Annotated in this window: 18 protein-coding genes and 5 tRNA genes; 15 read left to right on the top strand and 8 right to left on the bottom strand. The window is 63.7% G+C overall.

The genetic code is table 11. The annotated features are described in order from the left end of the window. Positions 1 to 52 precede the first annotated feature (52 nt). From NYO99_RS16410 to NYO99_RS16370, 9 genes are all read left to right on the top strand, one after another. Positions 53 to 126: transfer RNA gene (locus NYO99_RS16410), tRNA-Cys, on the top strand. A gap of 12 nt (positions 127 to 138) precedes the next feature. Further along, positions 139 to 214 (top strand) — tRNA-Gly (locus NYO99_RS16405). Positions 215 to 263: 49 nt separating this feature from the next. Beyond that, a tRNA-Gly gene (locus NYO99_RS16400) sits at positions 264 to 339 on the top strand. 74 nt (positions 340 to 413) lie between these two features. Further along, a tRNA-Leu gene (locus NYO99_RS16395) sits at positions 414 to 491 on the top strand. Between the two features lie 81 nt (positions 492 to 572). Further along, a tRNA-Leu gene (locus NYO99_RS16390) sits at positions 573 to 658 on the top strand. Positions 659 to 690: 32 nt separating this feature from the next. After that, the gene (locus NYO99_RS16385; protein WP_268168324.1) at positions 691 to 2,124 is read left to right on the top strand and encodes a site-specific integrase; all 1,434 of its coding nucleotides are present in this window, start codon (positions 691 to 693) and stop codon (positions 2,122 to 2,124) included. Further along, positions 2,121 to 3,824 carry a site-specific integrase gene (locus NYO99_RS16380; protein WP_268168323.1) on the top strand — a complete coding sequence of 568 codons (1,704 nt, stop codon included), beginning with the start codon at positions 2,121 to 2,123 and terminating at the stop codon, positions 3,822 to 3,824. Before NYO99_RS16385 ends, NYO99_RS16380 begins: the two co-directional genes overlap by 4 nt. Next, positions 3,821 to 5,761, top strand: coding sequence for a hypothetical protein (locus NYO99_RS16375; protein ID WP_268168322.1), 1,941 nt, complete (start codon positions 3,821 to 3,823; stop codon positions 5,759 to 5,761). Before NYO99_RS16380 ends, NYO99_RS16375 begins: the two co-directional genes overlap by 4 nt. Continuing rightward, complete coding sequence (locus tag NYO99_RS16370) at positions 5,754 to 6,131, top strand: hypothetical protein (RefSeq protein ID WP_268168321.1); 378 nt, start codon at positions 5,754 to 5,756, stop codon at positions 6,129 to 6,131. Before NYO99_RS16375 ends, NYO99_RS16370 begins: the two co-directional genes overlap by 8 nt. Positions 6,132 to 6,407: 276 nt before the next feature. On the opposite strand, the gene NYO99_RS16365 is transcribed toward NYO99_RS16370, so the two are convergent. Both NYO99_RS16365 and murI read right to left on the bottom strand, forming a co-directional pair. Then, positions 6,408 to 6,623 carry a putative motility protein gene (locus NYO99_RS16365; RefSeq protein WP_268168320.1) on the bottom strand — a complete coding sequence of 72 codons (216 nt, stop codon included), beginning with the start codon at positions 6,621 to 6,623 and terminating at the stop codon, positions 6,408 to 6,410. A 43-nt stretch (positions 6,624 to 6,666) separates the two neighbouring features. After that, complete coding sequence (gene murI / locus NYO99_RS16360; protein ID WP_268168319.1) at positions 6,667 to 7,470, bottom strand: glutamate racemase; 804 nt, start codon at positions 7,468 to 7,470, stop codon at positions 6,667 to 6,669. A gap of 174 nt (positions 7,471 to 7,644) precedes the next feature. On the opposite strand from murI, the gene NYO99_RS16355 reads away from it, so the two are divergent. The 5 genes from NYO99_RS16355 to NYO99_RS16335 all read left to right on the top strand — a co-directional run bounded on the left by NYO99_RS16355 (position 7,645) and on the right by NYO99_RS16335 (position 14,248). Continuing rightward, positions 7,645 to 8,394 (top strand): electron transfer flavoprotein subunit beta/FixA family protein, encoded by a 750-nt coding sequence (locus NYO99_RS16355; RefSeq protein ID WP_268168318.1) that lies wholly within the window; start codon positions 7,645 to 7,647, stop codon positions 8,392 to 8,394. Positions 8,395 to 8,418: 24 nt separating this feature from the next. After that, positions 8,419 to 9,351, top strand: a complete 933-nt coding sequence (locus tag NYO99_RS16350; RefSeq protein ID WP_268168317.1) for an electron transfer flavoprotein subunit alpha/FixB family protein — start codon at positions 8,419 to 8,421, stop codon at positions 9,349 to 9,351. Positions 9,352 to 9,427: 76 nt separating this feature from the next. Continuing rightward, positions 9,428 to 11,215 (top strand): acyl-CoA dehydrogenase, encoded by a 1,788-nt coding sequence (locus tag NYO99_RS16345; protein WP_268168316.1) that lies wholly within the window; start codon positions 9,428 to 9,430, stop codon positions 11,213 to 11,215. A gap of 13 nt (positions 11,216 to 11,228) precedes the next feature. Then, positions 11,229 to 12,182: an NAD(P)H-dependent flavin oxidoreductase gene (locus NYO99_RS16340; protein ID WP_268168315.1), complete on the top strand. Its 954-nt coding sequence runs from the start codon at positions 11,229 to 11,231 to the stop codon at positions 12,180 to 12,182. Between the two features lie 305 nt (positions 12,183 to 12,487). After that, positions 12,488 to 14,248: a beta-1,3-glucanase family protein gene (locus NYO99_RS16335; protein WP_268168314.1), complete on the top strand. Its 1,761-nt coding sequence runs from the start codon at positions 12,488 to 12,490 to the stop codon at positions 14,246 to 14,248. Positions 14,249 to 14,289: 41 nt separating this feature from the next. Here NYO99_RS16335 and NYO99_RS16330 read toward each other — a convergent pair whose 3' ends face one another. The 6 genes from NYO99_RS16330 to NYO99_RS16305 form a co-directional block, all read right to left on the bottom strand. Further along, complete coding sequence (locus NYO99_RS16330) at positions 14,290 to 14,934, bottom strand: trimeric intracellular cation channel family protein (RefSeq protein ID WP_268168313.1); 645 nt, start codon at positions 14,932 to 14,934, stop codon at positions 14,290 to 14,292. Between the two features lie 16 nt (positions 14,935 to 14,950). Next, entirely contained in the window at positions 14,951 to 16,897 is a 1,947-nt protein-coding gene (locus NYO99_RS16325) for a UvrD-helicase domain-containing protein (RefSeq protein ID WP_268168312.1), read from the bottom strand. Positions 16,898 to 16,967: 70 nt separating this feature from the next. Continuing rightward, positions 16,968 to 18,545, bottom strand: a complete 1,578-nt coding sequence (locus NYO99_RS16320; protein WP_268168311.1) for an ABC transporter substrate-binding protein — start codon at positions 18,543 to 18,545, stop codon at positions 16,968 to 16,970. Between the two features lie 48 nt (positions 18,546 to 18,593). Then, entirely contained in the window at positions 18,594 to 20,174 is a 1,581-nt protein-coding gene (locus NYO99_RS16315; RefSeq protein WP_268168310.1) for an ABC transporter substrate-binding protein, read from the bottom strand. Between the two features lie 60 nt (positions 20,175 to 20,234). Next, a complete protein-coding gene (locus tag NYO99_RS21400; protein ID WP_422395509.1) occupies positions 20,235 to 20,411 on the bottom strand; it encodes a hypothetical protein in 177 nt (58 codons plus the stop codon). 107 nt (positions 20,412 to 20,518) lie between these two features. Next, the gene (locus tag NYO99_RS16305) at positions 20,519 to 21,361 is read right to left on the bottom strand and encodes an isopenicillin N synthase family dioxygenase (protein WP_268168309.1); all 843 of its coding nucleotides are present in this window, start codon (positions 21,359 to 21,361) and stop codon (positions 20,519 to 20,521) included. Positions 21,362 to 21,659: 298 nt separating this feature from the next. On the opposite strand from NYO99_RS16305, the gene NYO99_RS16300 reads away from it, so the two are divergent. Then, on the top strand, positions 21,660 to 24,515 hold the full coding sequence (locus NYO99_RS16300) for a 2-oxoglutarate dehydrogenase E1 component (protein ID WP_268168308.1): 2,856 nt from the start codon (positions 21,660 to 21,662) through the stop codon (positions 24,513 to 24,515). Positions 24,516 to 24,566 lie beyond the last annotated feature (51 nt).

The following is a 24,566-nucleotide window of genomic DNA, read 5'->3' as shown; positions in this document are numbered from 1 at the left end:
TCATCAGTCAGTGTCGACGTCGCACCAACGGCGTTGATTTGGGTTTTACGGCGGCGCGGTAGCAAAGCGGTTATGCCCCGGATTGCAAATCCGGTTAGTCCGGTTCGACTCCGGACCGCGCCTCCAAAAAGACACCATGCGGGTGTAGCTCAGTTGGTAGAGCGCAACCTTGCCAAGGTTGAGGTCACGAGTTCGAGCCTCGTTACCCGCTCCAGTTAGAAATCGGTCGCACCGATGTCTGATCGCAAGATCAGGCGAAATGCGCGGGTGTAGCTCAGTTGGTAGAGCGCAACCTTGCCAAGGTTGAGGTCACGAGTTCGAGCCTCGTTACCCGCTCCAAATTCACGGGAGATTCGAGCAATCGAGTCTCCCGTTTTCTTTTCTGCGGCCGCAGATAATTCGGCCGGAGCGCGGGTGGCGAAATCGGTAAACGCAGCGGACTTAAAATCCGCCGCCCTCAACAGGCGTACGGGTTCAAGTCCCGTCTACCAGCACCTTCTAAGCTGGTTCCCGTTACAAGCATCTTCTGGTAAAATGGACATGGACACGTCGTCGATGTCCTTCCATCCTGAGCTGGGGTGGCGAAATCGGTAAACGCAGCGGACTTAAAATCCGCCGGGGCGAAAACCCCGTACGGGTTCGAGTCCCGTCCCCAGCACACGTGATTGGCATCGACTCCATGGAGTACTGATGCCTGATATCACGCCTCGCTGCGAGCACCTTCCAATATTCGAACTTAGCCGTGTCTGCGATGCTGATTCGGCAGGTGCGCGGCAGGTGGTTCTCCTTGGTAAGGCAGGAAAGCGCACCTATTATCGGGAGCCGGTTCAAGCCAAGGGAATAAGGACAACGCGCTTCACCAAATTCCCCGTTGTGCTTTGCGGCGATGGCAGTCCCTGGGACGTCGCATGCCTCTATTTAATTGACAGGGCAAAGCTCAAACCACAGGCAATCGGCACGCTCAGCTCGATTGCGCGTGACTTAGCACAATATCGCGCTTTCCTGGAAGAGTTTGACTTCCGCTGGGACGACTTCTCTTCCGCTGAACCTTTTGGCCTGCCTACTTATCAGTATCGTGCACATCTATTGCACGAGATAAGGGCGGGCAGGGTCTCCAACAGCGTTGCGAGCCGCCGGATGGCGAATGTCATCTCCTTCTATCGACATGTTCAGCGCCGTGACCGTTTCGCCTTTAGGCCGGCCTTTTCGCCCTGGCAGGAGAAATCCGCAAGCATTTCTTATCGCGACGCGCAAGGATTCGAACAAGCACTGGGAATAACGACCACTGACATCAGTATCGCGAGTCCAAAATCCTCCTACGCTTGGGAAAAGACTATCGACGATGGCGGAAAGTTGCGTCCACTGCCCCAAGAAGAGCAGGAGGCCGTTATTGCCGTGCTACGAGAGCTCGGAAATACTGAAATGTCGCTCATCCATGAGTCAGCACTTCTCACCGGAGCACGTGCTCAAACTGTGTTGACCTTTAGGCTAAAGCATTTCAGCCGACCGCCTAGCGAAATAACTGGGGACTACAAACTGCGCTGCGGTCCGGGGACGGGTATCGACACGAAGCGACAAAAAGCGGACGTCTACCTGACAATTCCCAAGCTGTTTTACGAGCGCCTCTACATTTATGCCCATAGTGAGCGCGCGAGGCTGAGAAGGGAGAAATCAAAACTAAAAGAATCTCCTGAAAATTATCTCTTTCTCACGCAACACGGTAAATCATTCTACGAGAGCGTGGATGACAGAGCGGCGGACCGCGACTCGGATACGCTCCTGAGGTCTGCGAAAATCGGCCAGGGGCTCCGCAAATTCATCGCCGAACGGGTGGTTCCAGCGGTGCGCGCGAAATTGAACAATCCCGACTTCTCGTACAGTTTCCATGACTTGCGTGCCACATTTGGCATGAACTTCGTCGACTTCTTCGAGAAGCAGATGGAGATGAACCGCGAAAAGCGGAAATGGGTGATGAACCAGCTACGTGAGCTGATGTGGCACAAAAGTCTCGCAACGACGGAAAGGTATGTCGATTACCGCCGAAACATGCATATGCTGAAAAGCGCAGAAGATGGTTGGGGCTCTCATCTGATTCACCTTCTGTGTGTGGGCGCTTCCGAATGATTGCCGACACATCTTTGTTTGATGGGCTACTGACTCTTCAGTTCCCTTTTACAAATGCACCAGACGTCGTAAGTGTTGACCGACTAATACTCAATGTTGGCAGCCCGCGCCGTATCCATTTGTGGACCTGGTGCTACCTGCGTAGAAGGACAAGCGGTTCGCATCCGAAGTATTGGGAAATTGACAAGTCATCCATATTGCTAACCCGGGCCCGAGAACTTTGGACCTTCGTTGAGCGTCTCAACGAAAAGGTCAAGATTACGGGATGGCGCTCGTCAAGCATTGAAAGCTATCTCGGAGATTTCGGTAGGTTTCTTACTTGGTGTGATGATGGCGCCAATGGAATTGATTCGCTCAACCTGCTGGCTAGTAATACGAGCGCAAGAGCTGCCATTGAAAAGTACAACAATTTTCAAAAGGCGCGGATTAGCCGTGGAGAAATCAAGCTGTCTACAGCGGCGATGCTCGTCGAGTCGGCACGCGTTGGACTTGAGCTTATGCATGGCAGAACTTTTGCCGATGACATACCGCTATTGAAACAAAAGCGGAAAACCAACCATACCCAGGTTCCGGAAGAGGCTAGGGTCGCCGAATTTTTGAGCTCCATTACTCAATTCTTCGACCAAACCGCTAGCTCAATAATCGCGGGCGACAAAGCTCCGTTCTCATTGGAAATAATCGTCGGTGGCCATCCACACAACTTTGAGATTGGGGAACCAGGAAAAGAGCTGGAGGTTGCTGTTTTGGCAGCACTTTCTGCAGCTGCCTTGACACTTGCCGATTCGGGTTCCAACCTTGCCCAGCTGCTGAGTCTCAATTTCGAATCCGAGATTGTTGAGCAAATTCGTAGGCCCGATGTTTCGTCTGCCCGACAGCGGGTAGTGAAATTTCGCGCTGGCGGACGGTACGTGCCCATTACGCTTTCTCTTGCGGCCGTTCAGCGCTTAAGAACGTATTTGTCGCTTCGAGAGTGGTTGCTACAAGGAGCTGAAGCTCAAGCCTTATTTGTGACGGTCTCTCGTGGACGTACACCTATAGGTATCGCGCAGGATTTTCTTTCACGGCTGCGTCGGCGTATGAAAAGCGTTGGTATTAATTTGCCGAATATCACGGCCCGGGAATGGCGCGCGTATAAGCAAAATCACGTAGTCAGGACGCAGCCGCTGCCCATTGCCGCTGCGGTGATGGGGCACAGCATCGAGACGGCGGTACGGGCCTACAGCAACGGTCGGAAGGCCGACCGGGCCCGTGAATTCGGCTCGTTCCTAGACTCGCTCGTCCAGAGCGTCGTAGACGGCTCAGGAGGCCGTTCTGAGGCGGAAATTCCCATTGGAGGCTGCTCCGCCTTTGGCGAGCCGCAGCAGGCGCTGCCTGGCGCGCCGGTGGAGCCGAACTGCCGAAGGCAGGAAGGGTGCCTCTTTTGCGACAAGTACCGCGTACACGCCGACGAAGTGGACATGCGAAAACTGCTTAGTTTTCGGTATGCGATGAAGAAACTCGTTCCGCTACAAGGTTCAGCTGAAGCCGTCGACCGTGCGTATGGGTTAGCGCTGGACTCGGTTGAGAAAATCCTTATAGAACTACGGGAGCGCAACTGTGAAACATTCGAGCGCGTAGAGATTGAGGTCGACAGAGAGAATAGATTGTCGCCCTACTGGTCCGCAAAAGTGCAACAACTGGCGTTTCTGGGGCTCGCATGAATAACAGGCTGGAAGTTTCGATTAGCGCGGGGGACGATGATGTCAACCTTCCAGAATACTTCCCTCCAGAGACCGCCGTTACATGGGACCGGAATGGGGCGCCGTTATCTCGTTTCAAAGATGACGTGTGGGACTACTCTTCGGTCTCAAAAAACCACAGTAAACGCATCCATCACGCCCCGACAAACCAAGCCGTTCCTCAACACGAGCATGCGCACTTCCAGCGTGCGGATGAACTGGCCTTGCGAATCAGGCTGCAAAGTAAGGCTCTGCTGTGGGCATATCAGTCAGCTAGCGGCGTACCGCTTGCTTTTGGCACGATATATGGCGGTAATATCGTAATTCAAAGGTGGGCGTCTCGGAGCTATAAACTGGGAGTCTCACTATTTGACCTTTTGAGTAGCCCCCAGTTGGTCGCCGAAAACATCGACCCCGGCAACCTCAACGAACTTAAGTTCTCCAGTGCACTTTTGAAAGTGCTCTATCGAAATCGCAAGCTCTTTAACGTTGCGTTTGATTTGCACGCTGTGCGCGACGAAATCTCAAGATTACGGGCCCAGGGCAAACAGTTTCAGCAGACGCCACTAATGCCGTCGCGCATATATTCTGGCGTCTTAGGCCTGCTAATAGCGAACCTAGAAGCAATCGAGCATTCTGATGGCGAGATAGCTAAAGCCCTTATTGAGACTAAATTGTTTCATGCGTCCCTACCTAGTGATATCGCGAGGTCGGCCGCAGCTAAACGCCGCCGGGAGGCGTTGGACGGGATACTGCCTCTGCTTAATCGCATCGGTTTCGAACCGTCCGGGGCAAGTCGATTAAACTTTCTGCGCGGAAAAGTCGTAGAACAGCAAGTCACGCTAATCGCACTAGTAATGGCTTTCACCGGGATGCGTGTCGGTGAAGCCCTTAACTTGCCGCGTGAATGTCTTACTTCCTTTGAACACGAAGGGAGGGTTCATTGGATTGTTAAAGGATTCACGTATAAGCTGGAGAGCGGTGAACTTAAAGAAACTTCTTGGGTAACTAACGATATTGGCCGAAGGGCTGTCATCGCTGCACAAGCAATTGCTAAGGCGGTTGATTCGTTTGGACGGGCGCCCCGAGAAGATTCGCGCTATCCGCTGCTCTTTTGCGGTACCGAATCAGGATATAAACGAATTTCTAGTAAATGGAAAGACTACTGGGAGTTGCTTGCTGACAGGTGTCCCATTGTCGATGAAGCGGACCTCTCCGAGCTGACCACGATGCAGCTAGGTCGAGATTGGGAGTTGAGCGGAATTAGCGTTGGCAAACATTGGCCGCTGCGAACCCATCAATTTCGTCGTGCGCTAGCCGTTTATGCTCATCGAAGTGGTATGGTGACCTTGCCGTCGCTTAAAGGCCAGCTACAGCACATCACTGAGGAGATGACGCTGTATTACTCTGCCGGATTTCAAAATGCGGCATCTTTAGTTTTTGATTCAGAACACTTTTCGCACGAATGGAACTCGGCTAAAGCGGAATCAAGTTACTTCGGCTACGTCTTAGGCCTTCTCTTGAACGATGATGAGGTATTTGGCGGAGCGTCGGCTTGGGCTAGAAGCGAGAAGGTCAAATCTTCACCTGTATCTGTCTATTCTCGAGCGCATGGCTTGGAACTTTTTCGCAGAGGTGAACTTGCCTATCGGGAAACGCCTCTTGGCGGCTGCACTGCGACGGAGCAGTGCAAATCAAGTCCGTTGGAACCTATACCGTATGATTGTCTTGAATCAAACTGCAAAAATCTGGTTGTTTTCGGAAAGCGCTTATCGCACGTAATTGAGTCGCAGCAGGTTGTCGTTTCAGCGCTGGCGACAACTTCGCCTGGTTCGGTGGAGCATCGACTCGAGGCCGCCAACCTGTCTGTTCTTCTGCGCGCCAAAGACCGACTTAACGAGGCACCTAAGCATGTCTGACGCAATTGTTGCCTACTTCGAAGCGCTGGAGCGTCTGAAGAAGCGCGGCGCGAAAATCAATAACGACACTGTTGCTATTGAGGCCGGTAATAAAAAGGGTTCAATCAAGCGGTCTCGACCGGTTTTCGAAGAGCTTATTAAAGCCATTGACGAAGCCGCCGCTGAGCAGGTAGCAAAGCGGGCGCAGCCCGAGGCGAAGCTCGTCCAATTGCGTGATGAAAAGAAGACGTTGCGTCAGCTGCTTGATGAGTCTATTGAGCGCGAAATAAATCTTATCGATGAGATATATACGCTAAAGGCTCAGTTGGCGGCATATACCGCTGGCAAAATCGTCGCCTTGCCGGGCGGCAAAGATTCTTCAAGACAATAGGTGTAGGCCGAATATGCCCCCTGTAGAGGAGCATCGGTCGCTTGCCCCTGCGAAGCAGGGGGCGCGCGGTTGGCCCGCGCGACGACATGCGACGAACTACCGCTGTAGGAATGGACAAGCTAGCTATTGCGTGTCCATTTTTTAGTTCAAACGATGGACAGCGCGGGCTGCGCTAAGTCATTGAATTTGCCAGCCGGGCGTCTGTCCATCTTTTTGCAAGATGCTAGTACCCGTCCCGCGCACCATCGTTGCGCCGAATTGGCCGGGAGGCCAGTGTCAGGCGAACGTGTTCACATGGCGCCCGAGGTTGCCCTGAGTGGCCAGTGCGGGCTGCTGGGGCAGGGCGTTCAGCAGCGCAACGGCGCCTTCGGCTTGCGTCTGCAGGGCCTGCTTGAGCACCCGCATGCTGACGGCGGCCTGGACGGTGCCGGGTTCACCGTTGGAGGCGCTGTTCACGACCGCGGTGACGCTGGCGGAATTGGCGATGTTCATTCGTCCGCTATCGGCCGTCTCTGCGCTGACTTGAGCGCCGAGTTCAGCCGGCCGCCGCCGGCCAGCGGCGCACATCCGGCGCGCGCCAGTCCAGCACGTGCTCAATCCAGCCGCGCAGCGCGGCCGGGTCGCCGCTGGTGTCGATGTTCAGCACAGGCGGTCCGGCGTCTGGCTGCCACAAGTCCGCGGCCCTGCGGGCGACGGCTGTCTCGATGCGCAGCAACTGCACGTCTGCACCGAGCGCCTCGTGCCACAGGGGCTCGATCAGCGGGTAGTGCGTGCAGCCCAGCAGCGCGGTGTCGACGCCCGCGGCGCGCAGTGGCGCGCAGTAGCGCTGGACCAGCGCGCGCAGCGCAGGGCTGTCGAGGTCGCCGGCTTCGATGTGGTCGACGATGCCCGGGCAGCCTTGGACGACGACCTGATGGTCGCTCGCATGGCGTTCGATCAGCGCATGCAACCTTGCACTCGCCGCCGTGGCGTCCGTGGCCAGCAGGCCGATGCGCCCATTGCGTGAGGCCGCAACCGCCGGCTTGATGCCGGGCTCGGTGCCAACGAAGGGCACCGCGGGCCAGCGGGCGCGCAGGGCTTCGATGGCGTGGGCCGTCGCGGTGTTGCAGGCAATCACGATGAGGCTGGCCCCTTGCGCGATGAGGTGCTCGGTGATCGCGACGCTGCGGGCGCGGATGTCGTCTGGCGTGCGGGGGCCGTAAGGGGCGTAGGCCGTGTCGGCCAGGTAGCGCAGGCGGGCGCCGGGGATCAGGGCGCGCAGCTCGCGCAGCACCGTGAAGCCGCCGACGCCGGAGTCGAAAACGCCAATCTCGCGGCGGGTGGGGAAGTCTGTCTGCATGGGCAAAAAGCAGTCTAGCTTCACGGATTCGAGAGGCCTCTCCAAAAAGACTACGCTCGACGCCGCTGGCGCCATGGCTAGAATCGAACGATCGTGCTTTTTTCTGCACGGCTCCGCCCGGAGCGCCCCGTAGAATCCGATTAACGTTTACGTCAATTCGAGCTGGAGTTTTCGATGAAGGTCTTGGTCCCTGTCAAACGTGTCGTGGACTACAACGTCAAGGTGCGCGTGAAGAGCGACGGCACGGGCGTTGATATCGCCAACGTCAAGATGTCGATGAACCCCTTCGACGAGATCGCCGTCGAAGAGGCCGTGCGCCTGAAGGAAGAGGGTGCCGTCACGGAGGTGATCGCCGTGTCCTGCGGCGTCACGCAGTGCCAGGAAACGCTGCGCACGGCGATGGCCATCGGCGCCGACCGCGCCATCCTCGTCGAGACCGACGCCGAACTGCAGCCGCTGGCCGTCGCCAAGCTGCTGAAGGCGCTGGTGGACAAGGAGCAGCCGGGCCTGGTGATCCTGGGCAAGCAGGCCATCGACGACGACTGCAACCAGACCGGTCAGATGCTGGCCGCGCTGGCGGGCCTGCCGCAAGGCACGTTCGCATCCAAGGTGGAAGTGGCCGGCGACAAGGTCAACGTGACGCGTGAGGTGGACGGCGGCCTGGAAACGGTGTCGCTGAGCCTGCCCGCCGTGGTGACGACCGACCTGCGCCTGAACGAGCCGCGTTACGTGACGCTGCCCAACATCATGAAGGCGAAGAAGAAGCCGCTGGAAACGGTGAAGCCGGCCGACCTGGGCGTGGACGTGGCGCCGCGCATCAAGACGCTGAAGGTCAGTGAGCCGCCCAAGCGCGGTGCTGGTGTGAAGGTGGCCGACGTTGCTGCCCTGGTGGCCAAGCTGAAGACCGAAGCCAAGGTCATCTAACGCACAGACTCTGGAGACTTTGACATGACCGTACTCGTCATTGCCGAACACGACAACGCCTCGATCAAGGGCGCCACGCTGAACACCGTCACCGCCGCTGCCGCTCTGGGTGGCGATGTGCATGTGCTGGTGGCCGGCCACAACGCTGGTGCCGCCGCTGCGGCTGCTGCGCAGATCGCTGGCGTCGCCAAGGTGCTGCATGCCGACGCCGCCTCGCTGGCCGAAGGCCTGGCCGAGAACGTGGCCGCGCAAGTGATCGCGCTGGCTTCGGGCTACAGCCACATCCTGTTCCCGGCCACCGCCTCGGGCAAGAACGTCGCGCCGCGCGTGGCGGCCCTGCTGGACGTGGGCCAGATCAGCGACATCACCAAGGTTGTCAGCGCTGACACCTTCGAGCGCCCGATCTACGCCGGCAACGCCATCGCCACCGTGCAGAGCACCGATGCCGTGAAAGTCATCACCGTGCGCACGACCGGCTTCGACCCGGCCGCCGCCACCGGAGGCTCTGCCGCCGTGGAATCCGCCGCTGCGGCTGCCGACAGCGGCAAGAGCAGCTTCGTCGGCCGTGAGGTGACGAAGAGCGACCGCCCCGAGCTGACCGCCGCCAAGATCATCGTGTCGGGCGGCCGTGCGCTGGGTTCGAGCGAGAAGTTCATGGAAGTGCTGACGCCGCTGGCCGACAAGCTCGGCGCCGCGCTGGGTGCCTCGCGCGCTGCGGTCGACGCTGGCTACGCGCCCAACGACTGGCAGGTCGGCCAGACCGGCAAGATCGTTGCGCCGCAGTTGTACGTGGCCGCCGGCATCTCTGGCGCCATTCAGCATCTGGCGGGCATGAAGGACTCCAAGGTCATCGTGGCCATCAACAAGGACGCGGAAGCCCCGATCTTCTCGGTGGCCGACTACGGCCTGGAGGCCGACCTGTTCACGGCCGTGCCGGAACTGGTGTCCCAGCTGTAAACCCGCCGAACTGTCACTGCTGGGCGCCCCGACCGACACGTCGCGGCGCCCTTTTTGTCGCCTCCAGGAGGAACAAATGAGTTACCAAGCCCCCGTCAAGGACATGCTTTTCAACATCCAGCACCTCGCCGGTCTGGAGACGCTGACGCAACAGATTCCCGCGTTTGCGGATTTCGGCCTGGACACCGCTGGCGCCGTGCTGGAGGAGTGCGCCAAGCTGACGCAGGACGTCATCGCGCCGCTGAATTGGGAGGGCGACAAAAACCCGTCGAGCTGGAAGGACGGCCAGGTCACGACGACGCCGGGTTTCAAGGAGGCTTTCCGTGCCTATGCCGAAGGCGGCTGGCAGGGCTTGCAGCACCCGGCCGACTTTGGTGGCCAGGGCGCGCCCAAGACCATTGGCGCAGCCTGCAACGAGATGCTGCAAGCGGCCAACATGAGCTTCGCGCTGTGCCCGCTGCTGACGGACGGTGCCGTTGAGGCGCTGCTGACCGCGGGCAGCGATGAGCAGAAGGCCGTCTTCATCCCCAAGCTGCTGGACGGCTCGTGGACTGGCACGATGAACCTGACCGAGCCGCAGGCCGGCTCGGATCTGGCCCTGGTGCGCACGCGCGCCGAGCCTCAAGCCGACGGCACCTACAAGATCTTCGGCACCAAGATCTTCATCACCTACGGTGAGCACGACATGGCCGAGAACATCGTCCACCTCGTGCTGGCCCGTGTGGCCGGCGCGCCGGAGGGCGTGAAGGGCATCAGCCTGTTCATCGTGCCGAAGTTCCTGGTGAATGCCGACGGCAGCTTGGGCGCGCGCAACGATGCGCACTGCGTGTCCATCGAGCACAAGATGGGCATCAAGGCCAGCCCCACTGCGGTGCTGCAGTTCGGCGACCACGGCGGCGCCATCGGGCAGCTGATCGGTGAAGAGAACCGTGGCCTGGAGTACATGTTCATCATGATGAACGCGGCCCGCTACGGCGTGGGCGTGCAGGGCATCGGCATCGCTGACCGCGCCTACCAGAAGGCCGTGGGCTACGCGAAGGACCGCGTGCAGTCCCGCCCCGTGGACGGCTCCAAGCCCGGCAGCGCCGCGATCATTCACCACCCGGACGTGCGTCGCATGCTGATGACGATGCGCGCGCTGACGGAAGGTTGCCGCGCGATGGCCAGCACGGCCGCCGCTGCGTTCGATGCCGCCCATCATCACCCGGACGCCGACGCCCGCAAGCAGAACGCCGCGTTCTACGAGTTCATGGTGCCGCTGGTGAAGGGCTACAGCACCGAGATGAGCCTGGAGGTCACGTCGCTCGGCGTGCAGGTGCATGGCGGCATGGGCTTCATCGAGGAGACCGGCGCGGCCCAGTACTACCGTGACGCCAAGATCCTGACCATCTACGAAGGCACGACCGCCATCCAGGCCAACGACCTTGTCGGCCGCAAGACAGCGCGCGACGGCGGCCAGTTGGCGCGCGCCATCGCGGGTCAGATCGAGCTCACCGAAGGCCAACTCGCCCAGCGCGACAGCGCGGCAGCGCGCGCCGTGCTGAGGGCGCTGCGGGCTTCGCGTGAGGACTACCTGGCGGTGGTGGACTTCATCGCCGGCTCGGCCAAGGCCAACCCCAACGCTGCCTATGCCGGCTCGGTGCCCTACCTGATGTTGGCGGGCAATCTGGTCGCCGGCTGGCAGCTCGCCCGCGCGCTGCTTGTGGCCGAAGACATGTTGGCGACTGACAAGCCGTTCATGGAGGCCAAGATTGCCACCGCGCGCTTCTATGCCGAGCACATCCTGCCGCGCACCGGCGCGCTGCGCAGCGCCATCGTCGACGGCGCCGACAGCGTGACCGAACTGAGCCTCGAAGCTTTCTGACGGAGACATCCCCTTGGCTTTGCCCGACATCCTGAAAAACCTGCCGCTGCCCGTCATCGGCTCGCCGCTGTTCATCATCAGCAACCCCAAGCTCGTCATTGCACAGTGCAAGGCCGGCGTCGTCGGCTCCATGCCGGCGCTGAACGCGCGCCCGGCCGAACTGCTGGACGAGTGGCTGAACGAGATCACCACCGAACTGGCGGTCTACAACAAGGCCAACCCCGACAAGCCGGCTGCGCCGTTCGCGATCAACCAGATCGTGCACAAGAGCAACGAGCGGCTTGAGCACGACATGGCGGTGTGCGCCAAATACAAGGTGCCCATCATCATCACCAGCCTCGGCGCGCGTGAAGACGTGAACCAGGCCGTGCACGCCTGGGGCGGCATCGTGCTGCACGACGTCATCAACAACAAGTTCGCCAAGAAGGCCATCGAGAAGGGCGCCGACGGCCTGATCGCCGTGGCAGCAGGTGCGGGCGGCCATGCGGGCGTGAAGAGCCCGTTCGCGTTGATCCAGGAAATCCGCGAGTGGTTCGACGGCCCGCTGGCGCTGTCGGGCTCCATCGCGTCGGGCGACGCCATCCTGGCGGCGCAGGCCTGCGGTGCGGACCTGGCCTACATCGGCTCGGCCTTCATCGCCACCGACGAGGCCCGCGCCAGCGACGACTACAAGCAGATGATCGTGGCCAGCAACAGCGATGACATCGTCTACAGCAATCTCTTCACCGGCGTGCATGGCAACTACCTGCGCGGCTCGGTGGTGGCTGCCGGCCTGGACCCGGACAACCTGCCCGAGAGCGACCCCAGCAAGATGAACTTCGGTGGCGGCGCGGCCAAGGCCTGGAAGGACATCTGGGGCAGCGGTCAGGGCATTGGTGCCATCAAGGCGGTACAGCCCGCTGGCGAGTTGGTGGCGCGCTTCAAGCGTGAGTACCTCGCCGCACGTGCGCGCTTGTCGCTGGGCTGAGGCGCTCAGCCTCCGCCAACACGGCCGCCTGCGGGCGGCCGTTGTCTTTGCTGGATTGCCTGTCCCGTGAGCGGGTGACGCCATGCCCGGCGTGACACGGGTATTCCATGAAACCGCTTTCTTGCTCTTCCCGGGACGATGCCGCCCGAGATTGAAAGCGCTTTCATTGCTTTCGCTCAGTGGTCCGGTCCGGCAGCGGCTGCATGCATGGATGTGTTTCGGGCCCGCGCAGCCGTAACGCGGTCTCGCGCTGATGGCGCGGGGCCGCAGCGACGACCCGCCTGAAGCGGGCGAAGGAGACAACGGTGAAACTTCTGATGCATGGCTGGCGCTTGTGGGGCGCCCTGTGGCTGCTGGTGTTGGGCCTCTTCGGCGCGCCCGCGGCGCTGGCGCAGGACTACACGCAGGGCGTGGAAGTCAGCGGCACAACGGCGACGCTCTGGTTCAAATCCAACGTGGCCACCAGCTGGGTGGATGCGCACTACAGCCTCAACAACGGCGCACAGCAAAACGTGCGCATGACCGCGGCCAATGGCCGCTACGAGCTGAAGCTGACGGTGGCCAGTGGCAACGTCATCGGCTACTGGTTCACCTACAACAACGGCAGCCCTGCCTACGACACCCCGCGGTTCAGCTACACGGTCAATGGCAACACCGCCACCGGGCCGGTGTGCTTCTTTGCCGACGTGAACTACACGGGTGCGAGCAGTTGCGTCAGCGCGGATTCGGGCTGGATCGGCAGTGCCTGGAACGACCGCATCTCGTCGGTCAAGGTGGCGCCGGGCTACCGCGTCACGCTGTTCAACGACATCAACTTCGGCGGCAGCTCGCTCGCGCTGACGGGCGATGAGCCCAATCTCGTCAACCGCGGCTTCAACGACCTGGCCTCGTCCTACCGCGTGGCCACCAATGGCGGCAGCTGGAACGGCCGCACGACCTTCAACATCGTCAACCAGACCCGTGGCCGCTGGGCGGATGATCAGGTCTACTGGGCCATCATCGGCCGCGACTGGGCCACGGGGCGCTTCGTGCGCGTGGACGCGGCGGGCAACCTGATCCCGATGTCGGTGGCGGACAACGGCGCGCTGAGCAAGAACGGCGTGACCTATTCCAACTACTTCCACCGGCTCAGCAACACGCGCTCGGTCACCATCCCGGCGCTGGACTCGGCGCGCATCATGCTGTCCGTGGGCTCGCCCATGTACATCCGCGTGGTCGTGGACGGCAACGGCAACGTGGGCTACGCGGGGGCCAACATCGAAAACCCGACCGACCCCAACATCGACGTCTATTTCGACTTCGGCGAGATGGCCATCCTGCCGCAGGGCCATCCGAACCAAGGCATCTTCATCAACACGACGCGGGTGGACCATTTCGGGTTCCCGTTGAAGTTGCGCGTGCAGGGCCTGGGCGGCTTCGACCAGACGGTGGGCGAGGCCTTGGCGGAAACGCGTGACCAGCTCTTCAGCCACTTCCAGGCCGAGGTGCCGGCTCAGTTCCGCTCGCTGGCCCAGGCGCCGCACGCGCCGTACCGCATCATTGCGCCCGCGCATGCGACCTTCAAGCCGGGCCAGGTCAACGCCAACTACCTGCAGCCCTACATCGACGCGATGTGGGCCCGCTACCGCAACGAGGACCTGGTCTTCACGCTGCAGAACCTCGGCACCTTCCGTGGCCGCGTCAACGGGGACCGCTTCATCTTCACCGGCGGCTCACCGGCCGGCACTTTCTACATCAACGGCAAGCCGGACACCGCCATGGTGCTGCTGGGCGCGGGCCTGTTGGCCGATGCCAGCGGCAACCCGACCAACATCGGCACGCAACTGCAGATCCAGGCGCAGGTGTGCGCGGCACTGAACCGCCATGTGCTGCAGACGCCGGCCAACTGGTACGTGCAGAACGCGCACCACCCGGCGGGCCAGCTCAGCAACTGGTACTCCAAGTTCTGGCACGACCACAGCATCAACCGCAAGGCCTACGGTTTCGCCTATGACGACGTGGGGGACTTCAGCCCGTCCATCCACACCTCGGCGCCGACCGTGGTGACCTACACCATCGGCTGGTAAGCCGGCGGGCGCGGCCTGCGCGCGTCATTGCGCAGGCCGCGCTATTTGCCCATGCGCCAGGCGGGCAAGGTCCAGCCCGTCCAAAGCGCCAGCGCGCGCAGCAGCACCGTGATGGTGGCGGCTGCGCTGATGGCGGCCCACTGCGGCACCTGCAGCTGCACCGCCGCCACCACCACCCAGCCGCCGACGAAGCTGCACAGCGCGTAGGGCCGGTGGTCGTGGAAGGCGACCGGGATCTCGTTGCAGACGATGTCCCGCAGCACGCCGCCGAACGTGGCGGTGATGACACCCATCAGTACCGCCACGATGGCCGGCATGCCGGCCTGCAGTGCGATCCAGCTGCCGTTGGCGGTGAACAGGCCCAGGCCCAGCGCATCGGGCCATTCGATGGCGCGCTCCGTCACGGCGAGGTGGCGGCGACGCATGAACAGCATCGCGCCGAAGGCCAGCGCCATCAGCGCCCACAGCCAGTCGGCGTGCTCGACCCAGAAGAAGGGCCGGCGGTCCAGCAGCACGTCGCGCAGCGTGCCGCCGCCGAAGGCCGACAGGCCCGCGACGACGCACAGGCCGACCGCATCCAGCCGCTTGCGCGCGCCGGCCAGCAGGCCGGACAACGCGAAGGCCAGCGTGGCCGAGACCTCGACGACGGACTGCAGCGTCGAGAAGTTGATGACGGGAGGTTTCATCGCGAGGCCTGCGGTGTCAGTCGATCAGGGCCGCGTCACGCAGGAAGCGGGACGGGCGCTGCGGGTCGAAGCTCAGCGTGAGCTGGCGCCGTGCGCGCGTCATGGCCACGTAGAGCAGGTTGCGGGTCTCGGTCGAGCCGTCGCCGAACTCGCCCCGGGAGAGGTGCGGCACGATGACGTGGTCGAACTCCAGCCCCTTGGCCGCCTCGATGCTGGACAGCGCCACGCGGTCGTGGCTGCGCAGGCGGCGGCGCGCGGCGTCCATGGCCGCGAACATGCGAAAAGCCCCGTCCACGCCGGCCTCCTCGGCCACGGCGACGCGGTGAAGCTGGGTGATGTTGTCCAGCACCTGCGCGGCGTCGTCCTGGCGCACGAACACGCGGCTGGCCAGCGCCAGCGGGTCCAGCGCGTTCAGGAACGAGGCCTCGAAGGCGTCGGCGTCGCGCGTGCGCAGCACGCTCATCGCGGCGTCCAGCTGCCGCCGGGCGGCGGGGTGGGCGCTGCGCAGCACATGGGCGTCGACGAAGGCCCGTGTCGTGTCGGCGCTGGCGGCGGCCTCGGCGACGGCCACGCGCTGGGCCTCGGCGCTGTCGAGGTGGCGCAGCTCGATGCTGTCCACGCGAGCGCCTGAGAACAGCAGCAGCGCGTCCAGCAGCGCGGCCCGCTGCGCCGGGCTCTCCAAGCCCGTGTCGTCCTGGCAGGCGATGGCATACAGGCCGCGCACCAGCAGCGTCTCGGGGCGCTCAAGGTAGGGCGCGAAGCCGACGGTGTCGTAGGGCACGCCCAGGCGCAGCAGCTCATGCTCGATCAGCACGGACTGCGCCGGGTGGCGCAGCAGCACCCGCAGGCTGGCGAGCTCCTTCTGCTGCTGGTGGGCCTGCGCCTGGCGGGCGATGAAGGCGGCGGCCAGCCGGGGTGTGTCGCAGGGCTCCAGGCGGACGAGCGTCTGCAGTGCCTCGTCCGCCGCATAGGGCTTGCCGGCGAGCGCGCCCACGTGGCGGGCCAGCTGCGGGCTGAAGCGGTGGCTGCGCGTGAGCGGCAGCACCTCGGGCGGGCCGATCTCGGCGCGGAAGTGCTCGTGCATGAAGCCGGCCTCGGCACCCGTCTGCGCGTGGATGACCTGGTCCCGGTCGCCCACGCCGACGAAGGCCGCACGCGGGTTGGCGGCCAGCACGGCCTTCAGCACCGTGAAGGCGGCGCGGTTCACGTCATGCATCTCGTCGACGCAGATCAGCGTGAGGCCCTGGCGCAGCGCATCGTCGCCCGCGTCGATCTCGCCGCTCAGCAGCGCGCGGGCCAGGTCGTAGGTGCCGTCGCCGTGGAAGCGGAACTCGGGCCGGTCGGGGTGGCCGCCCTTGCGCGCGAACTCATAGCAGGCCCAGGCGCGCATCGTCAGGTATCCGAAGCCCAGTTCATCGGCCAGCGCGGGCGTCATGCGCTGCTCGGGGTCGAGGTGCTCCACCAGCATGCGGCCCTTGATCACGTCGAAGGACTTCAGCAGCCCCTCGACGAGGTCGCGCGGCTGCGCGTCGGCCATCAGCTCGTCAGGGTGGCGCTCGTCGGGCAGCGACTGCGCGCGCTCGATGGCGCGCACCACGTAGGGCCGGGCCTGCTCGGGCGCGGTGATGACGCGGGCCGCCTCGCCCTGCGCGGCCGCCAGTACCGCGAGGCTGAAGGCCTCGAAGGTCTGGATGCGCAGCTTCTGCACGACCGCCCGGGGCACGCCGATGCCGGTCAGCCGCTGCTGGAGTGCCGTGACGGCGGGCGCCGTGTAGGTCAGGGCCAGCACCGTCTCGGGCTGCGCGCCGCGCTGCAGCGCCTGGGCGATGCGCAGGGCGAGCGTCGTCGTCTTTGCCGCGCCGGCATTGGCCTCCACGATCAGGAGGCGGGTTCGGCGCAACTGAATGGCCAGCTGCTCGGCGCTGGGGCTGATGCCGGTGGGCTGGAAGGGGACGTCGCTCATCCAGCGGATTGTCCCGCGCCCGCCCGGCAAGGCTCGGTCAGGGGGCGGCACTGACGCCGCCCTGGCGACCTCAGTTCATCGTGGCCCAGCGGGCCTGCGGCGCGTCGTTGGCGGAGTGCGGGATGGTCACGCCGGCCCGCATCGCCCACGGCCGCACCTGGTGGTGGATGGGGATGAACAGGAACTCGTCGCGCGTGCGCTTCAGCGCTTCCTGCATCAGCGCCAGGCGCTTGGGCGCGTCGGTCTCGACCTTCATCTGCTGCACGAGCGCATCCACCTTGGCGTCGCTGACGCGCGAGTAGTTGCCCTTGCCATCGGCGCCCGAGGTCTTGGTGTGCACGATGTCCTGCAGCGTGTATTGCGCATCGAAGGTCGTCACGCCCCAGCCATACATGTACAGCGGCAGGTCAAAGCGCTGCAGCGCGGCGGAGTGCTGGGTCATGGGCTGCGTCTGCAGCTTGGCCTTCAGGCCGATGCGGGCCCACATCGACACCACCGCCTGGCAGATCTCCTCGTCGTTGACGTAGCGGTCGTTCGGGCAGGCCAGCGGCACCTCGAAGCCGTCGCCGTAGCCGGCCTCCGTCATCAGCTGCTTGGCGCGGGCGACGTCGGCCTTGGCCACGGTGTCCAGCTCCTGCGACCAGCCGTAGGCCACGGGCGCCACCATGACGGCCGCCGGGATGGACAGGCCGCGCATCAGGCTGCGCTTGATGGCCTCGCGGTCGATGGCCAGCGACATGGCCTCGCGCACGCGCTTGTCCTTGAACGGGTTCTTGCCCTTCACGGAGGCGCCCTTGATCTCGTCACTGCCGATGTCCAGCGCGAAGAACACGGTGCGGTTCTCCGGCCCGTCGATGACCTTCAGGCGCGGGTCGGCCTTGAGCTTGGTGACGTCCTGCGGCGGCAGGTCGGTGAGCAGATCCAGCGCGCCCGACAGCAGCGCGGCGACGCGCGTGGCGTCCGACTTGATGGGCAGGTAGACCACCTCGCTGATGTTGCCCTTGGGCTTGTCCCACCAGTCCTTGTTGGCCACCATCGTGACCTTCTGGTCCGGCGTCCAGCTGGTGATGCGGAACGGGCCGGTGCCGTTGGCGTTGCGGGCCGCGAAGGTGTCTTCCTTGGCCTTGAAGTCCTGCGGGTTCTCGGAGCGGTTCTTGGTCGCCCATGCCTTGCTGACGATGCGCACAAAGGTCAGGTTGCGCAGCAGCACGGGGTTGGGGCCGTCGAGGATCAGGTCCACCGTGTGGCTGTCGATCTTCTTGGCCTCCTTGATGCCGGAGGCGTAGATGATCATGTTGCTGGCCGGGTGCTTAATGCGCTGCAGGCTGAACACCACGTCGTCCGCCGTGAAGGGCGTGCCGTCGTGGAACTTCACGCCACGGCGCAGCTCGAAGCGCATCTGCGTGGGCGACACCATCGTCCACTTGCTCGCCAGCGCCGGCTCCACGTCGAACTTCTCGGTGTAGCGTGTCAGGCCTTCGTAGGCGTAGCCCGAGATGGTCGTCGTGGCCGAGTGGTTCTGGGAGTGCGGGTCGAGCGTCTGGATGTCGTTCTGCGCGGCCCAGCGCAGCGTGTTGGCGGTGGCGGGAGCAGTGGTGGCGAGCGAAGCGCACACCAGAAGCGCGGCGGTGGCCATGCGCAGTTTCATCGGCGATCCTCCTGGGTTGGGAGGCCGCATGATCGCCGAAGTCGCCGGCTATTTCACGGTGGTGTAGCGGGCTTCGAAGTAGTCGTTGGAGCGGTGCGTGGTCTGCACGCCGGGCTTCAGCGCCCAGGGCCGCACTTGGTGGTGCACGGGGATGAACAGGAACTCATCCCGGATGCGCAGCACGGCCTCGCGGATGAGTGCGTTGCGCCGGGCCACGTCGGGCTCGAACTTGATCTGCTGGATCAGGGCGTCCAGGCGCGCATCGCTGACGCGGCCGAAGTTGAAGTTGCCGTCCGCGCCGGCCGTGCGCGTGTGGCCCCAGGACTGCATGGCGTACAGCGCGTCGTAGGTGGACACGCCCCAGCCCAGCATGAAGAACGCCGACTCCATGCGCTGGAAGGTCTGGCTGTGGGTGGCAAAAGGCGCGGCGACGAGCCGCGCCTTCACGCCGACCTTGGCCCACATGGAGACGGCCGCCTGGCAGATCTGCTCGTCATTGACGTAGCGGTTGTTGGGGCAGTGCAGCGGCAGCTCGAAGCCGTTCGCGTAGCCCGCGTCCGCCAGCAGGCGGCGGGCCTTGGCGAGGTCGGGCTTGAGTGGCTCGTCCAGTGCGCCGTCGTAGCCGTTCACGCCCGGCGGGATCATCAGCGCGCCCGGCACCGACAGCCCGCGCATGAGGCTGCGCTGGATAGCCTCGCGGTCCAGCGCCAGGTTCAGCGCCTCGCGCACGCGGCGGTCCTTGAACGGGTTGCGGCCCTTGACGCTGGACTCGCGCAGCTCGTCGCTGCCTTGGTCCATGACGAAGAAGATGGTGCGGATCTCGGGGCCTTCCAGCAGGCGCACACGGCCGTCCGTCTTGAGCTTGAAGAAGTCCTGCGGCGGCAGGTCGGTGACGAGGTCCACGTCGCCCGACAGCAGCGCCGCCACACGCGTGGGCGCGCTCTTGATCGGCAGGTAGCTCAGCTCGGTGACATTGCCCGGGTTCTTGTCCCACCACGCCGGGTTGGCCACCATCTTCACAGCCTGGTCGGGCTGCCAGCTCACGAGCTTGTACGGCCCCGTGCCGTTCGCGTTGCGCGACGCGTAGGTCTCTTCCTTGGCCTTGTAGTCCTGCGTGCTGGTCGTGTTGTGCTTCGTGGACCACAGCTTGCTCATGATGGGGAAGCTGATGATGTTTTGCAGCAGCATCGGCGTGGGCGCTTCCAGCATCAGGTCGACGGTGTGGTCGTCGACCTTCTTCACGGCCTTGATGCCCGACACATAGGTCTGCTTGGTGCCCTGCGGCTGCGTGATGCGGCCGAAGCTGAACACCACGTCGTCGGCCGTGAACGGCGAGCCATCGTGGAACTTCACCCCCTTGCGCAGTTCGAAGCGGACCTGCGTCGGCGAGAGGTAGGTCCACGTGGTGGCCAGCGAGGGTTCGGGCCGGTAGTCCTTGCTCAGCCGTGTCAGGCCCTCGTAGATGTGGGCGCCGATGGCGTTGGAGGTGTTGTGGTCCTGCGCGTGCGGGTCCAGCGTCAGGATGTCGTTCTGTGCGGCCCAGCGCAGCGGGGCGGCCTGCACTGAGGGCAGGGCGGTGCCCAGGGTCAGGGCGGCCAGCAGCGGCAGCAGGCGGAGAACAGCGGTCATGCGGCTTCTTCGGGGAAGGACAGAAGCCGAAAAATGTAGCGACGCGCCGGCCGCGGCCGGCTAGGGCTTGCCCGTGACCTCGAGCGAGCAGTCGCAGCCGCTGCCTGATGCGATCCAGCGCTTCACCAGCCAGCCACGCAGGCCGCTCGGTTGTGCCGTCAGCGCGCCGCACACATAGCGGCCACCCTCCCAGCGCAGCGCAACGCAGGCGCCCTGCAGGCGCCGGCTCAGCAACACACCCAGCGGGCAGGGTTCGGCCAGGCAGCACACGCCGCAGCCGTTGCAGGCCGCCCCGACGGCCGGCTTGGGCGGCGCGTCGGGGTGGATTTCAATGACCTGCCGCGTCAGGTCTTGACGCCCAGCTCGCGCAGGCGCTCGTTGAGGTAGGCGTCCGCCGTGTAGCGGTCGCTCAGCACCACGTTGTCGCGTGGGTGCAGGAACAGCGGCAGCGACACGCGGCTCTTCTTCGCGCCCTCGCCGGTCGGGTTGACGACGCGGTGCTGCGTCGACGGGTAGTAGCCCGCGGAGGCTTCCTGCAGCATGTCGCCGATGTTGATGGTGAGCGTGCCGAAGTCGCAGGGCACGTCATGCCAGGCGCCATCCTTGCCCAGCACCTGCAGACCCGGCTCGTTCGCGGCGGGCAGGATGGTCAGCAGATTGATGTCGCCGTGCGCTGCGGCGCGCAGCGAGCCGGCCGGCTCCTGCCCCGTCAACGGCGGGTAGCGCAGTACGCGCAGCAGCGTCTTGTTGCTGCCCTGGATCATGTGGGACAGCGGCTCGCGGTACTTCGCAGCGATCTCCGGCGGCGTGTAGCGCTCCACCCAGCCCAGCAGTTCCTCGGCCAGCGCGTTGGCCTCCCGGTAGTAGGTGAGGGCGTCTTCCTTCAGCTGCGGCGGGATGCGGCCCCAGGGGTAGACGTGGAAGTACTCCTTGATGTCCTTCTGCGTGGAGCCCTTCGCCGTTTCTGAAATCTCGGTTGAGAACCAACCGTCCTGGGTCTCGCGCGAGAACGCGTAGGCGTCCTTGCCCTCGCCGTTGAAGAACGCGAGCCAGTCCGCGTAGATCTTCTCGACCAGGGCCTGGCGGATGGGGTGGTTGGTCAGCACGCCGAAGCCGGTTTCGTGCAGGGAGCGGGTGAACTTCTCGGCTGCGTCCGCAGCGCGGTAGTCGACGACCTGGACTTGCATGGGGAATCCTCGTTGTCCCGTGGCGCAGCCATTCAATCGCGGGGCTGTCGCGGGCGCAAGTTTACGAGGCAGTCAACTTTATTCGAGCTTGATCAGTGAAGTTTGTCGCGACCGCGTGACTGCGCCGGGCAAACCCGAGGTGCTAGAGTTCGGCCCCTTGAGACTTATGGTCCTTCCCGTCCCTTTTGCCTGGTCAACAGCGAAGGTGGGTCGCAATCCGCCAACCGGTCGAGCCGTGTCGCGGAAGGTTCTTCAACCAGCCAACTCCCTGGAAACCGGGGCATGAGGTGAGCGAAAGATGATGCAGCAATACAGGTCGAACTCCTACCTGTTCGGGGGCAATGCCCCGTACGTGGAGGAGATGTACGAGGCTTACCTCGACAACCCGGGCTCCGTGCCCGACAACTGGCGCGATTACTTCGACGCCCTCCAGCACGTCCCCGCCGTGGACGGCAGCGAGGCCCGCGACGTCGCCCACGCGCCGGTCATCGAATCTTTCGCGCAACGGGCCAAGGCCAACACCTTCGCCAACAAGGCCTCCAGCGCTGATCTGGCCGTCGCCCGCAAGCAGGTGCACGTGCAGTCGCTGATCGCGGCCTACCGCTTCCTCGGCAACCGCTGGGCGGAGCTGGACCCGCTCAAGCGCGCCGAGCGCCCCAAGATCCCCGAACTCGACCCCGCGTTCTACGACCTGAGCGAGTCCGACATGGACATCTCGTTCAGCGCGGTGAACAGCTACTTCGGCGGCGAGACGATGACGCTGCGCCAGATCGTGCAGGCGCTGCGCGAGACCTACTGCGGCTCCATCGGCTCTGAGTTCATGCACGGCTCCGACCCGGCCGAGAAGCGCTGGTGGCAGGAGCGGCTGGAGAAGTCGCGCAGCAAGCCCAGCTTCGGCGCTGAGAAGAAGAAGGCCATCCTCGAGCGCCTGACGGCTGCCGAGGGCCTGGAGCGCTACCTGCACACCAAGTACGTCGGCCAGAAGCGCTTCTCGCTGGAAGGTGGCGAGAGCTTCATCGCCGCGATGGACGAGCTGATCAAGCGCGCCGGTGAACGCGGCGTGCAGGAAATCGTCATTGGCATGGCCCACCGCGGCCGTCTGAACGTGCTGGTCAACACGCTGGGCAAGATGCCTGCCGACCTGTTCGCCGAGTTCGAGCACAAGGCGGCCGAGGATCTGCCCGCCGGTGACGTGAAGTACCACCAGGGCTTCAGCTCCGACGTGTCCACTGCCGGCGGCCCGGTCCACCTGTCGCTGGCGTTCAACCCGTCGCACCTGGAAATCGTCAACCCGGTCGTTGAGGGCAGCGTGCGCGCCCGTCAAGACCGCCGCGGCGACACCGCCGGCGCTCAGGTGCTGCCGGTGCTGGTGCACGGTGATGCGGCCTTCGGCGGCCAGGGCGTCGTGCAGGAAACCCTGGCGATGGCCCAGACGCGCGGCTATCGCACGGGCGGCACGGTGCACATCGTCATCAACAACCAGATCGGCTTCACGACCAGCGACCCGCGCGACCTGCGCTCGACCTGGTACTGCTCCGACGTCGTCAAGATGATCGAAGCCCCGGTGCTGCACGTGAACGGCGACGACCCGGAAGCCGTTGTCTACGCCACGCAGCTGGCGATGGATTACCGCGCCGAGTTCAAGAAGGACGTCGTCATCGACATCGTCTGCTTCCGCAAGCTGGGCCACAACGAGCAGGACACGCCAGCGCTGACCCAGCCGCTGATGTACAAGAAGATCGGTGCCCACCCCGGCACGCGCAAGGTCTACGCCGACAAGCTGGTCGCCCAGAACGTGCTGCCGGCCGATGGCCCGGACGAGATGGTCAAGACCTACCGCGCCGCGATGGACGAAGGCCGCCACACCGTCGACCCGGTGCTGACCAACTTCAAGAGCAAGTTCGCCACCGACTGGTCGCCCTTCCTGGGCAAGAAATGGACGGACAGCTGCGACACGGCCATCCCCGCCACCGAGTGGAAGCGCCTGGCCGAGAAGCTGACGACGCTGCCCAAGGACTTCACGCCGCACAACCTCGTCGCCAAGCTCTACACCGACCGCGCCGCGATGGGCCGTGGCGAGATCAACGTCGACTGGGGCATGGGTGAGTCCATGGCCTTCGCGTCGCTGGTGGCTTCCGGCTACCCGGTGCGCCTGTCGGGCGAGGACAGCGGCCGTGGCACGTTCACGCACCGTCACGCTGTGCTGCACGACCAGAACCGCGCCAACTGGGACAGTGGCACCTACATCCCGCTGCAGAACGTGGCCGACGGCCAGGCGCCGTTCACCGTCATCGACTCCATCCTGTCCGAAGAGGCGGTGCTAGGCTTCGAGTACGGCTATGCCGCCGCCGAACCGAACACGCTGACCATCTGGGAAGCCCAGTTCGGCGACTTCGTCAACGGCGCGCAGGTCGTCATCGACCAGTTCATCGCCTCGGGCGAAGTGAAGTGGGGCCGCTCCAACGGCCTGACGATGATGCTGCCGCATGGCTACGAAGGCCAGGGTCCCGAGCACAGCTCGGCCCGCCTGGAGCGCTTCATGCAGCTGGCCGCGGACAACAACATGCAGATCGTGCAGCCGACCACGGCCTCGCAGATCTTCCACGTGCTGCGCCGCCAGATGCTGCGCATGTTCCGCAAGCCGCTGGTCATCATGACGCCCAAGAGCCTGCTGCGTGCGAAGGATGCGACCTCGCCGCTGACCGAGTTCACCAAGGGCGAGTTCAAGACCGTCATCGGCGAGCGTGACGACAGCATCGTGGCCGACAAGGTCAAGCGCGTCATCGTTTGCTCGGGCAAGGTGTACTACGACCTCGTCAAGACCCGTGCCGAGAAGAAGGCCAACGACGTTGCCATCGTGCGCGTCGAGCAGCTCTATCCCTTCCCGCACAAGGCCTTCTCGACTGAGCTCAAGAAGTACCCCAACGCCACCGACATCGTGTGGTGCCAGGACGAGCCGCAAAACCAGGGCGCCTGGTTCTTCGTGCAGCACTACGTGCACGAGAACATGCTCGACGGCCAGAAGCTCGGCTACGCCGGCCGTGCCGCCAGCGCCAGCCCGGCCTGCGGCTACGCCCACCTGCACCAGGACCAGCAGAAGGCTCTGCTGGACCAGGCGTTCGCCAAGCTCAAGGGCTTCATCCTGACCAAGTAAGACCGCATGACGCAGCGCCCCTTCTGACGAAGACCCGGCGCTGCGCTTGCC

The sequence above is a fragment of the Roseateles hydrophilus genome, from assembly GCF_026712245.1.
In the GTDB taxonomy this organism is placed as follows: domain Bacteria; phylum Pseudomonadota; class Gammaproteobacteria; order Burkholderiales; family Burkholderiaceae_C; genus Pelomonas; species Pelomonas hydrophilus.
Note: the sequence above shows the minus strand (reverse complement) of the source record. Positions and strands in the feature narration are given on the sequence as shown.